At 39.0% G+C, this 22,078-nt stretch carries 18 protein-coding genes and 1 tRNA gene; 7 read left to right on the top strand and 12 right to left on the bottom strand.

Translation table 11 applies throughout. From position 1 onward, the window contains the following. The 8 genes from QV04_RS05840 to mnmC all read right to left on the bottom strand — a co-directional run bounded on the left by QV04_RS05840 (window position 1) and on the right by mnmC (window position 9,776). Window positions 1–909: a glycosyltransferase family 2 protein gene (locus QV04_RS05840; RefSeq protein ID WP_065231131.1), complete on the bottom strand. Its 909-nt coding sequence runs from the start codon at window positions 907–909 to the stop codon at window positions 1–3. Further along, window positions 909–1,904, bottom strand: a complete 996-nt coding sequence (locus QV04_RS05835) for a polysaccharide pyruvyl transferase family protein (RefSeq protein ID WP_065231130.1) — start codon at window positions 1,902–1,904, stop codon at window positions 909–911. Before QV04_RS05835 ends, QV04_RS05840 begins: the two co-directional genes overlap by 1 nt. After that, window positions 1,901–3,304 (bottom strand): lipopolysaccharide biosynthesis protein, encoded by a 1,404-nt coding sequence (locus QV04_RS05830; protein ID WP_065231129.1) that lies wholly within the window; start codon window positions 3,302–3,304, stop codon window positions 1,901–1,903. The genes QV04_RS05835 and QV04_RS05830 overlap by 4 nt, the downstream gene beginning before the upstream one ends. 1 nt (window position 3,305) lies before the next feature. After that, complete coding sequence (locus tag QV04_RS05825; protein WP_065231128.1) at window positions 3,306–4,418, bottom strand: LPS O-antigen chain length determinant protein WzzB; 1,113 nt, start codon at window positions 4,416–4,418, stop codon at window positions 3,306–3,308. Between the two features lie 201 nt (window positions 4,419–4,619). Next, on the bottom strand, window positions 4,620–5,363 hold the full coding sequence (locus QV04_RS05820; protein ID WP_065231127.1) for an OmpA family protein: 744 nt from the start codon (window positions 5,361–5,363) through the stop codon (window positions 4,620–4,622). Between the two features lie 90 nt (window positions 5,364–5,453). Then, entirely contained in the window at window positions 5,454–6,788 is a 1,335-nt protein-coding gene (gene glmM, locus QV04_RS05815) for a phosphoglucosamine mutase (RefSeq protein ID WP_065231126.1), read from the bottom strand. Between the two features lie 95 nt (window positions 6,789–6,883). Continuing rightward, a complete protein-coding gene (gene folP, locus QV04_RS05810) occupies window positions 6,884–7,717 on the bottom strand; it encodes a dihydropteroate synthase (protein WP_065232684.1) in 834 nt (277 codons plus the stop codon). Between the two features lie 34 nt (window positions 7,718–7,751). Next, window positions 7,752–9,776, bottom strand: coding sequence for a bifunctional tRNA (5-methylaminomethyl-2-thiouridine)(34)-methyltransferase MnmD/FAD-dependent 5-carboxymethylaminomethyl-2-thiouridine(34) oxidoreductase MnmC (gene mnmC / locus QV04_RS05805; RefSeq protein WP_065233304.1), 2,025 nt, complete (start codon window positions 9,774–9,776; stop codon window positions 7,752–7,754). 299 nt (window positions 9,777–10,075) lie between these two features. On the opposite strand from mnmC, the gene fabB reads away from it, so the two are divergent. After that, on the top strand, window positions 10,076–11,296 hold the full coding sequence (fabB, locus tag QV04_RS05800; protein WP_039080818.1) for a beta-ketoacyl-ACP synthase I: 1,221 nt from the start codon (window positions 10,076–10,078) through the stop codon (window positions 11,294–11,296). A 57-nt stretch (window positions 11,297–11,353) separates the two neighbouring features. Here the strand turns inward: fabB and QV04_RS11630 are convergent, their stop codons facing one another. The 4 genes from QV04_RS11630 to QV04_RS05785 form a co-directional block, all read right to left on the bottom strand. Next, entirely contained in the window at window positions 11,354–11,518 is a 165-nt protein-coding gene (locus QV04_RS11630; RefSeq protein WP_018345797.1) for a hypothetical protein, read from the bottom strand. Between the two features lie 100 nt (window positions 11,519–11,618). Beyond that, window positions 11,619–11,703 (bottom strand) — tRNA-Leu (locus QV04_RS05795). A 134-nt stretch (window positions 11,704–11,837) separates the two neighbouring features. Next, on the bottom strand, window positions 11,838–12,290 hold the full coding sequence (locus tag QV04_RS05790; RefSeq protein ID WP_013745207.1) for a DUF441 domain-containing protein: 453 nt from the start codon (window positions 12,288–12,290) through the stop codon (window positions 11,838–11,840). A gap of 9 nt (window positions 12,291–12,299) precedes the next feature. Next, on the bottom strand, window positions 12,300–13,226 hold the full coding sequence (locus tag QV04_RS05785; RefSeq protein WP_065233303.1) for a LysR family transcriptional regulator: 927 nt from the start codon (window positions 13,224–13,226) through the stop codon (window positions 12,300–12,302). A 138-nt stretch (window positions 13,227–13,364) separates the two neighbouring features. On the opposite strand from QV04_RS05785, the gene metE reads away from it, so the two are divergent. From metE to corC, 6 genes are all read left to right on the top strand, one after another. Further along, a complete protein-coding gene (gene metE, locus QV04_RS05780) occupies window positions 13,365–15,638 on the top strand; it encodes a 5-methyltetrahydropteroyltriglutamate--homocysteine S-methyltransferase (protein WP_065233302.1) in 2,274 nt (757 codons plus the stop codon). 321 nt (window positions 15,639–15,959) lie between these two features. Continuing rightward, window positions 15,960–17,444, top strand: a complete 1,485-nt coding sequence (rng, locus tag QV04_RS05775; RefSeq protein ID WP_018347276.1) for a ribonuclease G — start codon at window positions 15,960–15,962, stop codon at window positions 17,442–17,444. Between the two features lie 138 nt (window positions 17,445–17,582). Beyond that, the gene (locus tag QV04_RS05770) at window positions 17,583–18,215 is read left to right on the top strand and encodes a histidine phosphatase family protein (RefSeq protein ID WP_065233301.1); all 633 of its coding nucleotides are present in this window, start codon (window positions 17,583–17,585) and stop codon (window positions 18,213–18,215) included. Between the two features lie 78 nt (window positions 18,216–18,293). After that, entirely contained in the window at window positions 18,294–19,754 is a 1,461-nt protein-coding gene (gene tldD, locus QV04_RS05765; protein WP_082985574.1) for a metalloprotease TldD, read from the top strand. Between the two features lie 90 nt (window positions 19,755–19,844). Beyond that, window positions 19,845–21,053 (top strand): aspartate aminotransferase family protein, encoded by a 1,209-nt coding sequence (locus QV04_RS05760; RefSeq protein ID WP_065233300.1) that lies wholly within the window; start codon window positions 19,845–19,847, stop codon window positions 21,051–21,053. 79 nt (window positions 21,054–21,132) lie between these two features. Next, window positions 21,133–22,032, top strand: a complete 900-nt coding sequence (gene corC, locus QV04_RS05755) for a CNNM family magnesium/cobalt transport protein CorC (RefSeq protein ID WP_065233299.1) — start codon at window positions 21,133–21,135, stop codon at window positions 22,030–22,032. The last annotated feature ends 46 nt before the right edge of the window (window positions 22,033–22,078 follow it).

Genomic DNA, 22,078 nt, shown 5'->3' with positions numbered 1-22,078 from the left:
CTATTTTCTCATCCATTTTAAACCTAAAAGTTTGATCCATCGGGTAAATAATAATTTACCCACTGGATAACTCACTGTCCTACTGATCTTGCGATAAATATGACATAGCATCATTAAATTTAATTGCGCAATATTAGCTCTATTTGTAGACAAAGAATATTGTAATATTTCATTATCCGTTAATGATAATTTAAGATGAGTCAATAAATAATAGTGAATCTTTGATATTATCTGATTACGCTGCTCAAGATTTTTTGCTGATAGACGTGTTTCACTATTTTCCAATATGCGATAATTCAATACCACATCTTTTAAATTAGCAAATTGATATCCTTTCGCCAATAAATGTATCCATAGACCATAATCTTCTGCACGATAATATTGCTGTTGATAAAAAATATCATCACGATCCAATACAGATAAATTAAACATCACTGTCGGATGATTAAAAGCTGAAGCTAAAAATAAATAAGCTTTTATTTCATTATCTTCTGTTGGTAATGCTAAAATTTCAGATTGAACATTTTCACCAAATGTTTTCATTGCACCACCTAATACGGCAATATTCGGGTGAATTGATAAAAAATCTACCTGTTTTTCAATACGATCCGGCAAAGCTATATCATCAGCATCCATTCGCGCAATATATTTCCCTTGTGCTAACTGGATACCTTTATTTAAGGTTGCAATTAAGCCTAGATTTTTTTCATTTTCAATATAACGAACTCGTAAATCCTGCTGAGCAAATTGAGATAGAATTTCCTCTGATTTATCAGTAGAACCGTCATTTATAACAATAACTTCTAAATGGTGGTAGCTCTGTTGCAAAATCGACATTAGCGCCGCTTCAATATATTTTTCAGCATTATAACAGGGAATAATAACTGAAACTAAAGCTTCATTTTTCATTATTTTGACTCATTCAATAAATAACATTGTTCAAAATCTTGTAACCACGTTTGGTAGAATGAGGCATTCTTACCATAAGAATTATCATAAATATAAACTGTTTTCCCTAAAAGAATACCCAAAATAAAACAATGAAGACGTGTAGTATAAATAGTATCGTAATAATTCAGAAAATTAATTCCTAATTCCATATAAAATTCTCGACGATTTTCTATTTTTTCAATCGGCTGGCAATACAACGGCATAAATATCGGCATATGATTAGCAACTTTAAATAAAAACTCTCTAAAACTAAAAGAAGAAAAATTAGGATTATATTTAATCAGTTGTTTAAATTCTTTTTCAAAACTTGGCCAGTCAGATACAGTAACATTTTCCACTTCGGTTACTTCGTGATAATCTACCTCTATATTTAATTCTTTATCTGTACGTTTTACAAATAATGTTTTTCCACTTTTTTCTTCTTGAATAAAATTATCCAAATTTAAACAAAATGCCATATCAGGCAGCAGTAAGATCTGACACTTTGTAAAATATTTATTCAAAATACCATAAGAAATTTGATCTCTAGCACAAATAGTTACATTACCGTGTGCATTAAAAATTTCAGCACTCTTTTCCAAATTTTGTTGTGATTGGAAATAAACTGTTTGTGGAAAAACAATAATTTTATTTTCTCTGCAATGAGAAGTAATATTTTCTCTTAATTTTTGACACACTTCCCACACATCACCGAAATTACCACCACCATGAAATAAAATAATATCACTCTTATCGATTTTCTTCATATCGACATTGTAATAAGGCGCTGAATATTTGAGTTTATGTGGAAGTCGAGATAAATACGCCAATTCACCTGCCCAAATTGCTTGATCACCAATATTTTGATGATCCGGAATGTCTAATAATACATAATCTCCATCAATTAATGGATCAAGACGATCATAAATAATTTCACTTAAACGAGATAACTGCTTTCTATTTGGATTAATCATAAAACTCTCTCTTTTAATTTCTGTACGATTTTGCTAAGTAATTGCTGATTTAAAAATAGAGAAATAATTAATGCAATTACAAACAAACTCCAATTAATATAAACCTGATTTAACCTAACAAGATAACAATAGCCTAAACTTAAAATAAGCGGCATCCAGAAAGACTTTATTGTTAAAACTACAGGATAAAAACTTTTTACATCCTGCTGACGAATAACAAATACCAAAATAAAACTTAATAACGTTCCCAATGCTGCTGCAAATAACCCAATATATTCAATTAAGAAATAGCTAATCATAATATTAACAACCGCACCAATAATTGTCGTTATTAATATTTTTAATGTATTTTTTTTCTGTTGATATGCCGTGCCTAAAAAGGCGCAGAATGAAGTGAATATCGTTGCTAACACCAAAATCGGCATATATTGCCACGCTTCATAAAATTGGGATGAAAAAAGATAATGAATTAATGGTTCACTAATGCTGATAAAAATTAAACCTATCGAGAACATAAATTTGGATAATTGTGAAAATGTATTTGTTGTTATCTCACGATAATCCGCTTTATCATCTTTTAAGATAACATCTTGCCACGCTAATAAAAAGAGTGAAAAAATAATCATTAAAATGCTAGGCAATCGTGATGAAACCGCATAAATACCGTTTGCTGCTGTATTTAACTGTTGGAAAATAATATACTTATTTGCCATCGTCATTAACCACCAGCTCACTGCATTGGGAACTAATGGCAAAGAATAACTTAACATCGGTATAATTAATTTTTTATCAATATATTTTCCTGATAAATAATGGTAAATTTTCCAACGCCATAAAATAATAATATTCACAACAATATTCGCTACAATCATTGCTAATAATACAGCTTGCAATTTGTTATTGCATACCCATAAAAATACTAATGAAAACAATAACAGCAATAACGAATATAAAATTCCAATTAGTGCAAATTTTTGTGTTAATCCCAATCCGCGTAATACTTGTTGTAAAATAAAAAAAAGTGCAGAAAAGAAAAGAAATAACATTGTTTCCAATACATAAGGTTGTGGTTCAAAATAGACAACAATTCCCACAACAATAAATGTAATGATCGTTGCAACGAGGAATAAACTTAATGCCGTTATAATGACCTGTTCGGCACTGCTTGTTTTATCTGTCGCAATCAACCAACGATAAATTGCATCAGATAATTGCAATGTTATTAATGGGGTAACCAATAAAACAAATGTTAAAATCAAATCATATTGCCCCATTTCCACTGTCGTTAAATAGAGTGAAAACAGCGGCAATAACAGAAATGACAAAATTTTTGAACCAAAACTACCAATACTATAAATCAATGTATTTTTCAGTAGTTTATCTCCAATTGCATTCGACATATTAATCTTTCTTTAATACTTTAATAAATAGTAAAATTAAACACGATAATATAAATCCAAACAACACGCCAATTGCCAAAATTAAACTTTTTTGTGGTTTAATTTTAACCGGAAAACTTGGAGGATTTTTATATTGAAAAATATTTATTTTCAATTTATCAGTTTCATCTACCAATTTTACCAACTCTGCTATCTGTGTTTTTGCTTGATAATAAGAAATAGGATAAATAATATTTTGCTGCTGTATTGCTTCAATTTGTGCAGCTAAATTTTCTCGTCCTAATAAATACAGATAAGGATTATCTAATTGTGTTATATTTTTCGCCAAATCAATATTAACATTGATATTAATATTATTTCCCTTATTTTTCTCTACTAATGCAGTAACATTATAAGCAGTCTGTAGATATTGCAAATAAGTCTGTTTTTCCAACATTAACTGATCAGTAATTTGCTGTTGTTGGTATTTTAAAGCCTTAATTTTCTGTTTAATTTGAATTAATAAATTTTCAATTTCTTGTTGATAAGTAATACGATTGACATATTTTACAAAGCCATCCAATGTTGATTGCAATAGCTGCTCATCATTATCAATAAAACTAATTTTAACGGATGGAATATCTGCTAAAGCCCTATTTTCTGCCGTAATTACAGTAATATTATTTCCTTTTTTAGTCATATCTGGTGTAATTACTGAAATACTTTTAATTAATCTATTCAAAAGAGCTTGCTTCTGCGCGTCGCTTTGATTTACACTGAGTCGTTGATAAAGGGGAGATTCCAAAAAATATTGTTTACGAGCATCAATAATCGAAATATTATTAACGAACTGATTAAACAAAGAACTTGAAATACCCTGCATAGAAAAAGGCTCATTACTAATTAAGCTATAACGTTGCTGCAAATCTAGCAATGCCTCAATAGAACCATTACTTGCCGGCACTGCTTCAGCACTACTACTCCACTCCGGTTTAATTGTATTTACATAAAGATAAGAAACAAAAGTAAACAATAAAGTAGATAACAAAATCCACCATTTTTTGCGCCAATAATATTGAAATAATACAATAAGATTAAAATTATCGTCTGTTCTTACACTAGATTCTGATGTCATATTTGAAATATCCTTTATGCCTTCTTTGTAAGATTTAATCTCAACAGAAAAAGATTAACTCATATAAAAAGCCATTTGATTAGTGGTTATTATAGCTTGAGATAAGTGACTTATTTTACACTTAGCACTACTAAAAATAAATTGAAAAGAAAAAGGCTTATTAATGTTTTTAACAAGCCTTTATCAAATAGAGAAGAACAATTAGTTAGTTGAAATCACGACACGGCGATTTGGGGCTAAACATTGACGCAATTCTGCGCCGGTTTCATTCTCACACGCTTTAACCTGATCTGCCTTGCCCATTCCGCTCGCCTGAATATGAGAAGCCGGAATACCTAACGCGACCATCGCATTTTTCACTGCCACGGCACGACGTTGAGAAAGAGCTAAATTATAAGACTCTGAACCTAAACGATCCGTATAACCAGTGATCCAAATCTGTTTATTTTTAGACAATTTATTGACTAAATCTTCAATTACTTTTTGACTTTCCGGTTTTAAGTTGGCTGAATCGAAGTCAAATAGGAAATCACTTGAAAGCTGATACTCGGTACGATCACCACAACCTTCCGGTAACCAGAAGAAAGATTGTGCTTCCATATTTTTATCAAACAAGATTTTATATTGACAAATTTTATGCACACCATTTTCACGATAATTAAATACATAATCCCATTCGTGTACACCGAAAAGCCCTTCAGCAAAATGAGGACGACCAATCAAGTAATAAATCTGATCTTTGTTCATTCCTTTTTCAATCATATGAACATTATCCCAATTTGGCCAAGTTCCTTTTTGAGAACCGTTACTATTGAATAAGCTTTCTTCAATTTTTGGCCATACCGGTTTATCCGTAGTCCCCTCATCACTGACTTTACTTAAGTTTCCACAAGCAGCCAGTGCAATCGATAACGCAGCAGGCACGAGTAATTTTGTCAATTTCATAAACCCTATCCTTTAAATTAAATTTACGTTAAAACGATAAAAAACGCCTTTAATTCTACCGAATAAAAGCACATTTTGCATTTATTTAAATTAATTTTTCTTCACAATTGCCGCAATTTCCTCTGCATACTGTTGAGCCAACTCTTGATCTTCACATTCAACCATCACACGAATAACAGGTTCTGTGCCGGATTTACGCAATAACACGCGCCCCTTGCCGTGTAATTTTTGTTCAACTTCTGCAGCAGCTTGTTTTACGGCTTCGTTTTCCAAAGGATTACTTCCCGCTTCAAAACGAACATTGATTAACACTTGTGGGAATAACTGTACCCCACTAGCCAACTCATTCAATGATAAACCGTGATTGACCATTGCTGCCAATACTTCCAATGAAGCAACAATACCATCACCGGTTGTGTTTTTCTCAGAAATAATAATGTGTCCAGAATTTTCGCCACCTAATTTCCAGCCGCGTTCCTGCATCTGTTCCAATACATAACGATCGCCCACTTTGGCTCGAACAAACGGAATACCTAACATTTTTAATGCCAATTCTAAGCTCATATTGCTCATTAAAGTGCCGACAACACCGCCGGAGAGTTTACCGGAACGCAAAGCTTCACGAGCAATGATGAAAAGAATTTGGTCACCATCCACTTTATTGCCTAAATGATCAACCATCATAATACGATCACCATCACCGTCATAAGCTAAGCCGACATCCGCTTTGCTTTGTACAACCACTTCCTGCAATGCACGCACATCCGTTGCACCACAACGTTCATTGATATTCATACCGTCCGGTTTGGTGCCGATTTCAATTACGGTTGCGCCAAGCTCACGCATAACATTCGGTGCAATGTGGTAAGTGGCACCATTGGCACAATCCACCACAATTTTTAACCCTTCCAAACTTAAATGCGCCGGGAATGTGCTTTTACAAAATTCGATATAACGACCGGCAGCATCATTGATACGACTGGCTTTACCCAATTCCGCAGATTCAACACAGGTCATTGGTTGTTCCAACAGTTCCTCAATCGCTAATTCAATATCATCCGGCAATTTAGTACCGTGTGCAGAGAAAAATTTAATCCCATTATCATAATAAGGGTTGTGTGATGCAGAAATCACAATGCCGGCTTCCGCACGGAAAGTTCTAGTTAAATAGGCGATTGCCGGTGTCGGCATTGGACCAACAAATGCCGCTGACAATCCTGCGGCTGCCAAACCAGCTTCCAATGCCGATTCCAACATATAACCGGAAATACGAGTATCTTTACCAATCAACACTTTTCTTGAACCTTGCGTTGCCAACACTTTTCCGGCTGCCCATCCCAATTTCAATGCAAATTCCGGTGTAATCGGATAAGTACCAACACGTCCACGCACACCATCAGTACCAAAATATTTACGTTCTGCCATTTTTATTCCTTATTTAGTTTGTTCAAACAGTAAAATGTCGCCATTCTACTCCAAATTACGCATTAATCAGTATGCCTACCTAAAAATTTGTTTAATTAAATTGCCGCTTTTGTCGCCTGCCATACTTTTAACGCATCAACTGTCGCTTCAACATCGTGCACTCTGACAATATGCGCTCCTTTCATTACTGAAATCAACGCACCGGCAACACTGCCTACTAAGCGATGATTGACATCTTTCTGCAACAAATTACCGATCATCGATTTTCGTGACAAGCCGATTAATAACGGATAACCGGTGGCAACAAATTGCTCTAAATGATTCAATAATTGGTAATTGTGCTGCAAAGTTTTACCGAAACCGAAGCCGATATCCAAAATAATATTTTCTTTTCGCACACCTGCCTGCTCACAAATCGCTGCCCGTTGTAACAACCACGCCAGCACCTCTTCCACCACATTCTGATATTCAGGGTTAGCTTGCATTGTTTTCGGTTGTCCCTGCATATGCATTAAGCAGACCGGCAAATCCAATTCTGCTGCTGTTTGTAAAGCATTCTCTTCTGTTAATGCGCGAATATCATTAATTAAGTCCATTCCGACATCCGCGGCGGCTTTCATTACTTCCGCTTTTGAGGTATCCACTGAAATCCAACAATCAAAACGCTGTCTAATCGCTTCAACCACAGGAATCACCCGATCCAATTCTTGCTGCAACGTTACCTCTTCCGCCATTGATCGTGTCGATTCACCACCAACATCAATAATGCTCGCACCTTGTTTTAGCATCTCTTCGGCGTGATATAACGCTTTATCCAATGAAAAAAATTTACCGCTATCAGAAAATGAGTCCGGCGTTACATTAAGAATTCCCATCACTTGCGCTTGGGAAAGATCCAATACTCGTTGATTTTTACTATATAGTTTCATTCCTGCCTTCTTAAAATGGTTATAAATCCAATCTCTATTTTTTCGTTCTGCTCACTACCGGTGTGCCTTTAAGCCATTTTCGTAACCAAAAACGATTCGGTGCCAATTCCGTTAAAATATCTTGCCCCAGTGGCAACGGTTCACCATAAATTAGGGAAGCTAAGGTTTCTGCCAATAATGGTGCAGAAGTCAAGCCTCTTGAACCCAATGCCCCGAACAGATATAAATTCGGATAATATGCCGCGGTTGCTATGGTTTGACGGCGACGACGTAAATTAAAAATATTGTGATAATCTTGCGTTTGCTGCGCAAAATCACCCACATTGCCACAAATCGGCAGCCGGTCGCGAACACTACAACGCACGCCGGTTCGTGCTAAATTCGCACTGACATCAATCTCTTCCACCCAAGATACCGGTGCTAAATTTTGTTGAATTTTTTGCTGATTTTCACGCTGTTCCTGTTCACTAAAATCGCGTGTTTCGCAATTTCGGATATGGCTTGCACCTAAACAGTGGAATTGTTTAGCCGTATCCACCGGCGTTAAATAACCGTCATAACATAATATTGCTTTGAGCCGTTGTAAATGAGGTGAAGTCGGGATTTGACTCACTTGCCCACGCACTGAGTAGGTCGGCAACTCTTCCGTTTGTGAAAAACAATTTAATTTATGCCCATTGGCAATCACCACCGTTGGATGTTCGAACTGCTGTTCGCCGCTGAACAATGTCCATTTCCCTTGATCATATTGCAAACAATCAATAGCTGTTTTTGTCACAATTTTAACGCCTTTCCGTTGCAAAAATTGTGCCGTATTCTGCACCATTTGTCGTGGATTCAACCAAGCTGCACCGTGGATCACTGCTCCGTCACAATTTATCTCAACACCGGCTCGTTCACTTAATTGCACTGCAGTCTGTAACTGAAACAGGCTTTCCGGAAAACCACGATCGGCAATTTTCTGCAATTTTTTCAGCACCGATGCTTGATAACCGCATAACAATACATCACACCACTGATATTCAAAATCGACTTGGTTCGTTAGCTGTCGCAAAAATTGTTGCCCATAAGCAAAGGCATAGGCATAAAAACGGCAATGACGCTCATCATCATCGCTTAGTTGCGGATAAAATGCTCCTTGTTTATTACCGGAAGCATTTAAGGCTAAATCATCATCCTGACAATAGATTGTGACTCGGCATCCTCGTTGCCACAAAGAGTAGGCTAAACAAACACTGGCAACACCGCCACCAATAATAGCTACTTCATCCTTTTGTTGGGCTGCTTTCGGTAAATACCAAGGTAACGCAAACGCCTGTTTTATCGCCGTAGTTTTCACACCTTGTAGGCATTCTCTTTTTCGACCGAAACCTTTCCGTTTTTCCACTTGAAAACCTGCTGCAAGCAAGCCTTTTCGTACTAAAGAAGCTGCGGTAAACGTAGCAAATGTACCGCCAACCGCCGTTAAACGATACATTTGTTGAAATAGAAAATCGCTCCACATCGTTGGATTTTTACTTGGCGCAAAACCGTCTAAAAACCACGCATCGACACGTTCATTATAATAATCGCCAAGCTGTGGCAAATTCTCAAGCAAATCGCCAAACCACAGATCCAAATAGATGTCTGACGAAAAATGGTAACGATAACACCCGGAGATCGGTTGCTGCCAATGCAACAAGAGTTGTTGCAACAATGATTCAAATTGAGGGTAAGCCTGATAAGCCTGCTCCAATGCAGTTTTGGTAAGAGGATATTTCTCAAAGCTAATAAAAAAGAGACGTTTCAACGGTGATTGTGGAAAACGCGCTTTGAATTGATGAAACAGATCACACACCGCAAAAAAATTTAAACCGGTACCAAATCCGGTTTCTGCAATCACAAAATGCGATGCGGAATGCTGTTGCCAACGCTGCCATAAGGCATTTCCCTGCTGAAAAACATAACGACTCTCTTCTAATCCATCTTCAGCAGAAAAATAGATATCGCCAAATTGTTCCGATTTCGGCGTTTGCATTTCAAAAGCAATCTGTGCAAACGAGATTTTTTGAATAGACATAACAATCCATAACAACCTTTATCAAGGTAGCTAATGATATTATAATGGGCGCTCGATTTCACCAAAATCTCCCGATCGGTTGAAACATTTGACTTTATCACCGATAATTTGTGGGCAAATTAAACGCTCTGTCGGATACGAATAAATTCACTATTCTCAGTTTGAATTGTTCAATAGCGTTTTAAAATGGTCTTATCTGTTGGCGGTTTTGCAAAAATTTCTTGTAATCTAGGAAATTCCTAGTATAACAACCAACAATTTTTTAATTTTTATATCAAAAGCGACATTAAGGACAACGAATGAAAAGAGCTGTAATTACTGGTTTTGGCGTTATTTCCAGTATCGGAAATAACAAAGACGAAGTGTTGGCGTCATTATTAGAAGGGAAATCAGGTATTACTACTATGCCGGAATTTGTTGAAGTGGGGATGCGTTCTCACGTTGCTGGCACAGTAAAAATCACCCCAAGCGAACATATTGATCGCAAAGTAATGCGTTTTATGGGTAATGCCGCTGCTTATGCTTATCTTTCTATGAAAGAAGCGATTGCGGACGCCGGATTAAGCGAAGAAATGGTATCCAATGAAAGAACCGGTTTAGTGGTCGGTGCCGGTACCGGTTCCGCACACAATCAAATCGTAGCCGCTGATGCAATGCGTACACCTCGCGGCGTCAAAGCTATCGGGCCTTATGCTGTAACGCGTACCATGGCATCAAGTGTATCCGCCTGTTTAGCAACGCCATTCAAAATCAAAGGCGTTAATTACAGTATCAGCTCAGCCTGTGCCACCTCTGCTCATTGTATCGGACACGCAGTTGAATTAATCCAATTGGGTAAACAAGATGTTGTATTCGCCGGCGGTGCGGAAGAGTTATCTTGGGAATGTGCCTGTGAATTTGATGCAATGGGTGCTGTTTCAACAAAATATAACGATACTCCGGAAAAGGCTTCTCGTGCTTATGACGCTAACCGTGACGGTTTCGTTATTGCCGGTGGCGGCGGTATTGTCGTTGTTGAAGAATTGGAACACGCATTGGCTCGCGGTGCAAAAATTTATGCTGAAATCGTAGGCTATGGCGCAACATCCGATGGTTACGATATGGTAGCACCAAGCGGAGAGGGTGCAGAACGTTGTATGAAACAAGCGTTAGCAACCGTTGATACACCGATTGACTATCTTAACGTACACGGCACTTCAACTCCAGTTGGTGACGTAAAAGAACTTGAAGCAATCAAAAATGTCTTTGCTGATAAAATGCCAGCAATTTCTTCAACAAAATCAATGACCGGTCACTCTTTAGGTGCGGCAGGGGTACACGAAGCTATCTACACTTTATTAATGTTAGAACACAACTTTATCGCGCCAAGCATTAATATTGAAACACTTGATGAACGTGCTGAAGGTTGCAATATCATCACTAAAACCATCCGTAATGCCAACTTACAGACTGTAATGTCAAACAGTTTTGGTTTCGGCGGAACTAACGCAACATTAGTGTTCAAACGCTATCAAGCATAATTTATTCATTTATCAATTATTCTTATATAAAGAGATCTAAATAGTTAGATCTCTTTTTTATTTATCACATCCAGGAAGATTTTGATTTCTGATAACCACAGAATAGAGCCAATCATCAACATATATAAAAAGAGCACAGGAGCGGCAATGATTAGCGATAAGCAGTGCTGCAATTAAACCAAAACCAATTGCAAGAATAAGCAGAAAAATTAGTGTAATCATCGTTCGCTCCTTTATCGAGGAATAATTGTTGAACAATGAAAATACAGCGATAACAAAAAACCGCCTTTTTATCGGCGGTCTTTTTTTGAAATCTTTTTAGTGGTGCCTAGGGCCGGACTCGAACCGGCACACCCGAAGGCGGTTGATTTTGAATCAACTGCGTCTACCAATTTCGCCACCCAGGCATCAGTGAACGAGGTGCATTATACGGATGTTTACGACGGTTGCAAGCATAAAATTCACGAAAATGTTCGTTCGGTGCTATTTTCAACAATTTTAGCTAAATTGTATTTTTCTTATCCGATATTGCACCTATTTTTTATGATTTCCCTATGATTAACGACAAAATTCCTGCAGCAATTAATGGTCCGACAGGCACTCCACCTAAAAAAGCAACTCCCAAAATGGTGCCAATCAATAACCCGGTTACCAGTGTTGGCGAGCCGCTCATCAAGGAAACGCCTCTACCCCCTAACCAAGCAACCAAAATCCCTACGGCAATAGATAAAAACATTTTCCAATGCAATAACTGTTTTAATTCCGGCAAGCTGATTTTTCCGGATACCAGAGGGCTTAAAACCCCGATAGTTAAGATAATAATACCAATGGTCAAACCATATTTATCCAGCCAAACAATATGCTTTGCTAATGGCGTTTGTTGCATTAATAACAAGACTGATGCCGCCACAGTGACCGAACTATTATGTCCAATAACGCCTAGTGCAATTAAAGCGACTAAAAAAAGTGCTATCCCATTAAATTGTAAAGACATTTTTCTTCCTCAATCCAAAACCACCAAATCCGGTAAAGTTGCAAAACATTGATTTTTCACTGTTTCATAAAAATCATCAATATAAGCAACGTTTCGATCTTCCTCTCGAATTGCCGCATATAAATTACTATATAAACCTTTTTCAGTAATTTTTCTCGCCACAACATACCCTTTTTCTAAATAAGGTAATACTGCCCAGTACGGTAATGCCGCAATCCCTCGTTTACTGGCGACCAATTGTATCATTGCAATGGTTAACTCTGTAGTCCGTCTAATCGGATTTATTCCTGCCGGTTTCAGCACCTTACGCAATAAATCCAGCATATCATCCGGCACCGGATAGGTAATCAACGTTTGATCGACAAAATCTTGTGCTTGCCAAACCTCTTTACTTGCCAGTTCGTGATCTCTCGCACAAATCCCCACCATTTCATAAGCAAACAAAGGACGATGGATCACTTCACTGTCTTCTTCCATTTCCGATACCACTGCCCAATCGGCACGATTGGTTAACAATAATCCCACCGGATCGGTCTGGAAACCGGAAACAATATCCAATTCAACCAAGCCCCAATGTTGTCGAAACTGATCCATTGCCGGCATTAACCAATCAAAACAGGTATGACACTCTACTGCAATGCGTAACTCCCCTGCTTCCCCCTGTTTAACCCGCGCTAAATCACGCTCCGCAATAACCACTTTCGGCAGCACCTCATTTGCCAACTGAATCAAACGCTCTCCGGCGGCAGTAAAGCGAATAGGCGATGTTTTCCGTTCAAATAAAGGTAAGCCGAACTGCTCTTCCATTAGTTTTAATTGATGAGAAAGTGCCGATTGCGTTAAATAAATGCGTTTCGCAGCTGAAGACACACTGCCGGTCTCCTTTAATGCCAATAACGTTTTTAAATGTCGTAATTCTAAAAAGGTAGGTTTCATCTTTATTAATTTAATTCATCTTAAATATGAAAATTATGAGCTTTCATCATACAGAATTTTTCGTTATTCTGCATCACATAAAGACGTTTAGACGTCTATTCAGATCAATTTTAATATAAAAATATAAGGAGATGCATTATGACAACATTTCACCTTTTAGGTTTTCCTCGCGTTGGCGCAAAGCGTGAACTAAAATTCGCTCAAGAACGTTATTGGCGACAAGAGTTATCTGAACAGGATTTATTAACCGTTGCAAAATTATTAAGAGAAAAAAATTGGCAACACCAAGCCGCCGCCAATGCGGATTATGTGGCAGTGGCAGATTTCACTTTTTATGATCATATTTTAGATCTGCAAGTGGCAACCGGAGCAATTCCAGCGCGTTTCGGTTTTGATAGCCAGCAATTAACGCTTGATCAATATTTCCAACTGGCGCGTGGTAACAAAGAGCAATTCGCCATTGAGATGACAAAATGGTTTGATACCAACTATCACTATTTAGTACCGGAATTCCACAAAAACACCGAATTTAAAGCTAACCCAGCCCATTATGTGCAACAAATTCGTGAAGCAAAAGCCCTTGGTTTAAATGTGAAACCGACCATTGTTGGCCCATTGACGTTCTTACATTTAGGTAAGGAAAAAGGTGAAGCCTTTGATCGCTTTGAATTATTAAGCAAACTCGTGCCTGTTTATGTGGAAATTCTCAATGCGTTAGCGGCAGAAGGCGTGGAATGGATTCAAATTGACGAGCCAGCCCTTGCGGTAGATTTGCCTGCTGAGTGGGTTGCAGCGTATCAAGCGGTTTATGCTGAGTTAAGCGAAAAAGTAAACGCAAAATTATTATTGGCGACCTATTTTGGTTCGGTAGCAGAACACGCTAACTTATTGAAATCCTTACCTGTGGACGGCTTACACATCGATTTAGTGCGTGCGCCTGAGCAACTGGCTGCCTTTGCCGATTATGACAAAGTACTTTCAGCCGGTGTGATTGACGGACGCAACGTATGGCGTGCCAATCTGAACCAAGTGTTAGACGTGCTTGAGCCGTTAAAAGCGAAATTGGGTGAGCGTTTATGGATTGCGCCAAGCTGCTCTTTATTACATTGTCCGTACGATTTATCGGTGGAAGTGCAATTAAAAGAAAACAAACCTGAGCTTTATAACTGGTTGGCATTCACGCTTCAAAAAGTGCAAGAATTATCGGTAATTAAGACTGCACTTGAGCAAGGCCGTGCCGCAGTGCAAGCAGAATTAGCTGCTAGCCAAGCCGCTGCAGATGCGCGAGCCAACAGCACTGAAATTCATCGTCCGGAAGTGGCTGAACGTTTAGCCAATTTGCCGGTAGGCGCAGATCAACGTAAATCGCCATTTGCTGAGCGTATTGCCAAACAAAATGCGTGGTTAAATTTACCTTTGTTACCAACTACGACGATCGGTTCATTCCCACAAACCAGTGAAATTCGCCACGCTCGTGCACAATTTAAAAAAGGAGCATTAAGCCTTGAAGATTACGAAGCGGCGATGAAAAAAGAGATTGAATTGGTGGTGCGGGAACAAGAGCGTCTAGATTTAGACGTGCTAGTACACGGCGAAGCGGAACGTAACGATATGGTGGAATACTTCGGTGAATTATTAGACGGATTCGCTTTCACCAAATTCGGTTGGGTACAAAGCTATGGTTCACGTTGCGTTAAGCCGCCAATTATTTACGGTGATGTGGTTCGTCCTGTGCCGATGACAGTTCGTTGGTCGCAATATGCACAAAGCCTAACCAACAAAGTGATGAAAGGAATGCTCACCGGCCCGGTTACGATTTTACAATGGTCGTTCGTGCGAAACGATATTCCACGCGCCACTGTGTGTAAACAAATTGGCGTGGCACTTTCTGATGAAGTGTTGGATTTAGAAAAAGCCGGCATTAAAGTGATCCAAATTGATGAGCCGGCAATCCGTGAAGGCTTACCGCTCAAACGTGCCGATTGGGACGCGTATCTACAATGGGCAGGCGAAGCATTCCGTTTAAGCTCAATGGGCGTGCAAGATGATACACAAATTCACACTCATATGTGTTATTCCGAGTTTAACGACATTCTGCCAGCCATCGCCGCTCTTGATGCAGACGTGATCACCATTGAAACTTCACGTTCAGATATGGAGTTGTTAAACGCATTCGCCGATTTCAAATATCCAAACGATATTGGCCCAGGTGTGTACGATATTCACAGCCCACGCGTACCAAAAGCAGAAGAAATTGAACATCTGCTACGCAAAGCCTTGAAAGTAGTACCAAAAGAGCGTTTATGGGTGAACCCGGACTGCGGCTTAAAAACTCGTGGTTGGACAGAAACCGTACAGCAATTGGAAGTAATGGTTGAAGTGACCAAAAAATTACGTGCGGAATTAAATTAATATATAGAATAGATAAGGTGCGGTTTCCATCCGCACCTTTTCATTATGAACAGAATAAATCCTCATTTACAGTCAAATTAAACAACATTTGCATTTTCCTCGACAAACGGCAATATCGGTTCTCATCACCGTTTTTAACACATTGCATCAATGCTCGTCTTCCCTAAAGTTTCAATATTTGCAAATTCAACAGCAACAAAAAACTTCCCGTTATAAATGATATGAAACAAAGATTTGTAATGATTATTTAAAATATTCTAGGAATTGAATTTTGATTTGGTTAGACTAACGCGCACAAATGAAAATTTTTTAGGAAAAATTATGGATAATGGTAACAAGGTCGAATTATTGGTCAATGTTACCCCGAACGAAACAAGGATTGCCCTGGTTGCAGGGGGAATTTTGCGTGAAGTGCATATTGAACGGGAAACAAAACGGGGAATTGTTGGCAATATATATAAGGGTCGGGTAACACGAGTTTTACCCGGAATGCAATCTGCTTTCGTTGATATCGGTTTGGAAAAAGCGGCTTTTTTACACGCTTCCGATATCGTGTCTCACACTGAATGTGTCGATGAAAATGAACAAAAGCAGTTTGTGGTTAAAGACATTGCGGAATTGGTGCGTGAAGGACAAGATATTATTGTGCAGGTAGTTAAAGATCCGTTGGGAACAAAAGGTGCAAGATTAACCACAGATATTACACTTCCCTCCCGTTATTTGGTCTTTATGCCGGAAAACAGCCACGTCGGCGTATCACAACGCATTGAAAGTGAAGAAGAGCGCGCTCGTTTAAAAGAGTTGGTTACACCATTTTGCGATGAGTTGGGCGGTTTTATCATCCGTACTGCCGCAGAAAATGTTTCTCTGGAAGAGCTTAAACAGGATGAAGATTTTCTAAAGCGTTTGTGGCGTAAAGTGTTGGAACGCAAGGTGCGCTCTACCGCGCCGGCAATGCTTTACACCGAGCCGGCATTGGCACAACGCATTATTCGTGATTTTGTCGGGATGACGATTGATAGCATCCGCATTGATTCAAAATTAATCTTCCTTGAAGTTAAAGAATTTATTGAAGAATTCTTGCCTCATCTTACCCATACACTCTCCGTCTATACCGGTCCACAACCGTTATTTGATCTTTATAACGTTGAAGACAGCATCCAAAAGGCGTTGAATAAACGGGTTAATCTCAAGTCCGGCGGTTACCTGATTATTGAGCAGACCGAAGCAATGACCACAATTGATATTAATACCGGTGGTTTTGTCGGTCATCGTAATCTGGAAGAAACCATTTTTAATACCAACATTGAAGCGACACAAGCGATTGCCCAACAACTGCAATTACGTAATCTCGGTGGCATTATTATCATTGATTTTATTGATATGCAGCTGGCGGAACATCAAGAGCGGGTATTACAATCTTTACGTGATGCCTTAGCGAAAGATCGCGTAAAAACAACAGTTAACGGTTTTACGCAATTAGGTTTGGTGGAAATGACGCGTAAAAGAACACGGGAAAGTTTGGAACACGTTTTATGTGAAGAATGCCCAAACTGCCACGGACGCGGTCACGTAAAAAGTGTTGAAACGATTTGCTATGAAATTGCGCGTGAAATTATTCGTGTTCATCATCTCTACTCAAGCGAACAATTTTTGGTTTATGCCTCTCGAGCAGTGGCGGAACATTTGATTAATGAAGAAACACACGCCCTGCTTGCCGAAGTGGAAGTCTTCATTGGCAAGAAAGTGCAAATCAAAATGGAACCTTACTATACACAAGAACAGTTTGATGTTGTTGTGATGTAATAATGTTCAAATTTGTAGAACGACGCATCACTCATTACACGGTGAATTGCCCTATTTTGGGAGAGGTTAAACCTCTTCCAAATTCAATATGCTCTACCGTCGTGAACGGCGTGATTTCAACCATTTAGGAGAAACATAATGAGGCAGTTTTATCTATTCCGCCACGCACAAAGCCAAGCCAATGTGGGCGGAATGCCTCTGCCCGATCGAGAAATCCCTCTGACTGAACTCGGCCAACAACAGGCTTTAAACCGTTGCCAACAGTGGCACATTCAACCTTCTGCACTATACTGTTCCCAATTTTTACGTACCCAACAAACAGCACAACCTTTTGTACAAAAATATCAGTTACCGCTGCAACAGCTCTCTTGCTTAAACGAATTGAGTTATCTCGATTTTGCAATGATTCAATCGCTTACCACAGCCCAACGCCAACAACTTGCCGCGCAATATTGGCTCACTGCCGAACCGGAAGATAAACAAGCTGCACAATGCGACAGTTTTCTTGATTTTAGTCGGAGAATTGATGATTTTTGCCGGCAAATTACGACTTTTCCTGATAATAGTCTATTTTTTACGCACGGTATCTGGCTAGCACAACTATCGTGGAAAATTCTTGGTTATGATGTGAATAATAATCGAGATATGCAACGTTTCCGACAATTTACTCACGCTTTGGCAATTCCTAATACAGCCGCCTTTGTATTAACTGTTGATCATCACTGTTTACAGCTACAATATCTGGCAGATTATGCTGTTCTTGGTGTATAAACATTGTTATTTACAGAATGAACGGCATATAATGCTTACCATTTTTTAGAGCAATTTTTTACACATTAATCATATAATATGAAGATATTAGACCAAGTAGCAGATTCTTTATTAGCACCCAATCAACTTTCCATAGCACAACTGCCAACGATTTTTGATATTTTTTCCGATCGTCAAATCGATTTTGCCGATCTGTTCTTTCAGACTTCAATGGATGAAGTTTGGACATTGGAAGACGGCATTATCAAAGAGGGCGGATTTCATATCGATCAAGGTGTCGGCGTACGTGCTATCAGCGCAGAAAAAACCGGTTTTGCCTATTCGGATGTGATCAATTTGAACGCCTTGCACAATTGTGCTTCTGCCGCAAAAGGCATTGCTCAGCATAAATCGCCCGTTACTGCCATTTTTCCACAACAAGGTTTCAACGCAGTCGATCCAATTTTACGTTATGCCGCAATAAACCCTTTGGATACGCTATCGCGCGAGCAAAAAATTGCGCTGTTGCATTTGATTGATAACAGCGCGCGTGCGGAAGATCCACGAATCACTCGCGTATCCGTCACGCTTTCCACCTTATATGAAGAGGTGCTTATTGCCGCCACCGACGGCACTCTGGCTGCGGATATTCGTCCATTAATTCGTTTATCCATTTCTGTTTTAGCCGAACAGGACGGTCGCCGGGAACGTGGTAGCGCCGGAGTAGGCGGTCGTCGTGCATTAACTTGGTTTTTTGAAGATTATCAAGGTGAACAACGTGCCGTTTATTTTGCAAAACAAGCCGTTCGTCAAGCGTTGGTCAATCTTAATGCCATTGCCGCGCCTGCCGGAATGATGCCGGTGGTGTTGGGTGCCGGCTGGCCGGGAGTTTTATTGCACGAAGCAGTCGGACACGGTTTAGAAGGCGATTTTAATCGTAAAAAATCATCATTGTTCAGCGGCAAAATCGGTGAATTAGTCACTTCTCCGCTCTGCACCATTGTTGATGACGGCACCTTGCCGGATCGCCGCGGTTCACTCACGATTGATGATGAGGGTGTACCGGGACAATACAATGTTTTGATTAAAGACGGCGTTTTACAAGGTTATATGCAAGATAAATTGAATGCGCATTTAATGGGAATGAAACCCACCGGCAATGCCCGCCGCGAATCTTATGCCCATTTACCGATGCCGCGTATGACCAACACCTATATGCTACCGGGCGAACACCAGTTTGATGATTTGATTCAATCGGTCGATTATGGCGTTTACGCACCACACTTCGGTGGCGGTCAAGTCGACATCACTTCCGGCAAATTTGTGTTTTCCACTTCAGAAGCCTATTTAATCGAAAAAGGGAAAATCACCAAACCGATTAAAGGCGCAACCTTAATCGGCAGTGGGATTGAAGTGATGCAGAATGTATCAATGGTAGCGAATGAATTGGAGATTGATCACGGTATCGGCGTTTGCGGCAAACAGGGGCAAAGCGTACCGGTCGGCGTTGGTCAACCGGCATTGAAAATCGAAAAAATTACTGTCGGCGGCACCAATTAATGAATTGTTATGCAATTTAATTGATTAAATATTCAATTAAGCGTATTCTGAGTTCATTCTATTTTCAGAAAACAGATTGAGGCGAAAATGATGCAACAACAAATTAGACGTAGCGATTTTAATTATGTGATGGTTCAGAACTATACTCCGGCAAATTTTATTCCGGTTAAAGGGAAAGGAAGTCGCGTTTGGGATCAACAAGGCAAAGAGTATATTGATTTAACCGGCGGCATTGCCGTTAATGCATTGGGGCACTGTCCTGATGAACTTATTGAAGTATTACAACAACAAGGCTCAACTCTATGGCACTCCAGTAACTGGTTCACCAGCGAGCCGACCCTCGCCTTAGCAAAATCTTTAGTTGCAAAAACATTCGCTGAACGTGTTATGTTTGTTAATTCAGGAGCAGAAGCTAACGAGGCAGCATTGAAATTAGCACGTCGTTATGCAGTAGATCATTTTGGTTATCAAAAAAGTAAGATAATTTCTTTTAAACAGAGCTTCCACGGGCGTACTCTCTTTACTGTTAGCGTAGGCGGACAAGCAAAATATTCCGATGGTTTCGGGCCTAAACCGGCAGATATTATCCACGTTCCTTATAACGATTTAGAAGCCGTAAAAGCAGTAATTGACGATCATACGTGTGCCATCATTATTGAACCGATTCAAGGTGAAAGCGGTGTTATTCCTGCTGATAAAGCCTTTTTACAAGGATTGCGTGAATTGTGTGATCAATATCAAGCACTATTGATTTTTGATGAAGTACAAACTGGTATCGGTAGAACCGGATACCTTTACGCCTATATGCAATCCGGAGTTGTACCTGATATTTTAACCAGTGCTAAAGCATTGGCAAACGGCTTCCCTATCGGCGCAATGTTGACTACGGACAGAATCGCCACTAGCTTCAAACCGGGTGTACACGGTACAACATTCGGTGGGAATCCTTTAGCGTGCGCTATTGGTAATAAAGTAATCGAAATTATAGGTAATCTGAACTTTTTGCAAAAAGTTCAGGAAAAGGGTGAATTTATCAAACAACAGTTAGCAAAATTAAACCAACAAACACCGATTTTTAAACAAATTCGTGGTGAAGGATTATTAATCGGTGCAGAATTGGTTGAACAATATCAAGGGAAAGCAATGGATATTTGCCATATTGCCAATCAATTCGGTCTAATGTTGTTGGTCGCAGGTCCGAATGTCATTCGTTTTGCACCAGCGCTGAATATATCTCAGTCTGAATTGGATGAAGGATTAGAACGTTTTGCTAAAACCTTGACAGAATTCACAAAATAGTTATTGTGAGCTGGTCAAAGCAGAGTAAATGTGATAGCTTTTCAACGTTTTTATGCAAAGGAGTAATCAATAAATCACTATGAGTGACGAGCATTCGATAAATTCAAACGAAAGTAATTCTAAAAAAGGTTTCTTTCAATCTTTATTAAATAACTTCTTCCCAGCAGATCCTAAGAATCGGGAAGAACTGGTAGAAGCAATTCGTGATTCAGAACAAAATGAGGTCATCAATCAAGAAACACGACAAATGATTGAAGGGGTAATTGAAATTTCTGAATTACGGGTACGAGATATTATGATCCCCCGTTCACAAATTGTCTTTATTAATGCACAACAGAGTTTGTCTGAATGTCTTGATGTAATTATTGAATCTGCCCACTCACGTTTTCCAGTGATCGCAGATGAACGTGATAATGTCATTGGTCTATTGTTGGCAAAAGACCTATTGAAATATTTACGTCCGGATGCGCAACCTTTTTCTGTACACGAAGTGCTTCGTCCAGCAGTTATTATTCCGGAAAGCAAACGAGTCGATAGAATGTTGAAAGAATTTCGATCCGAGCGTTTTCATATGGCAGTTGTAGTAGATGAGTTCGGTTCAATTTCCGGATTGGTTACTATTGAAGATATTTTAGAACAGATTGTCGGAGATATCGAAGATGAATTTGATGAAGAGGACATTGAAGATATTCGTCAACTTTCAAAACATATCTATGTAGTGCAGGCTTTAACCGATATTGAAGATTTTAACCAATATTTCGGCACTGATTTTACCGGTGAAGAAGTTGACACTATCGGTGGTGTCATTATGCAGGCTTTCGGTTACCTACCAACAAGAGGTGAAAGCATCACACTAGATAATATTGAATTCAAAGTCACTTCTGCTGATAGCCGACGCATTATTCAATTACGTGTTATCATTCCTGATGAGCAATTAGAAAAAATGCAACAAGATAATCAGGAAAATAGCAATATATAATATGTTAAACTTGAAATGGCAGACTACATTATAGTCTGCCATTCTT

This window comes from Gallibacterium genomosp. 1 (assembly GCF_001678575.1).
In the GTDB taxonomy this organism is placed as follows: Bacteria; Pseudomonadota; Gammaproteobacteria; order Enterobacterales; family Pasteurellaceae; genus Gallibacterium.
The sequence above is the reverse complement of the archived record's forward strand: the minus strand, read 5'-3'. Positions and strand labels throughout refer to the sequence as shown.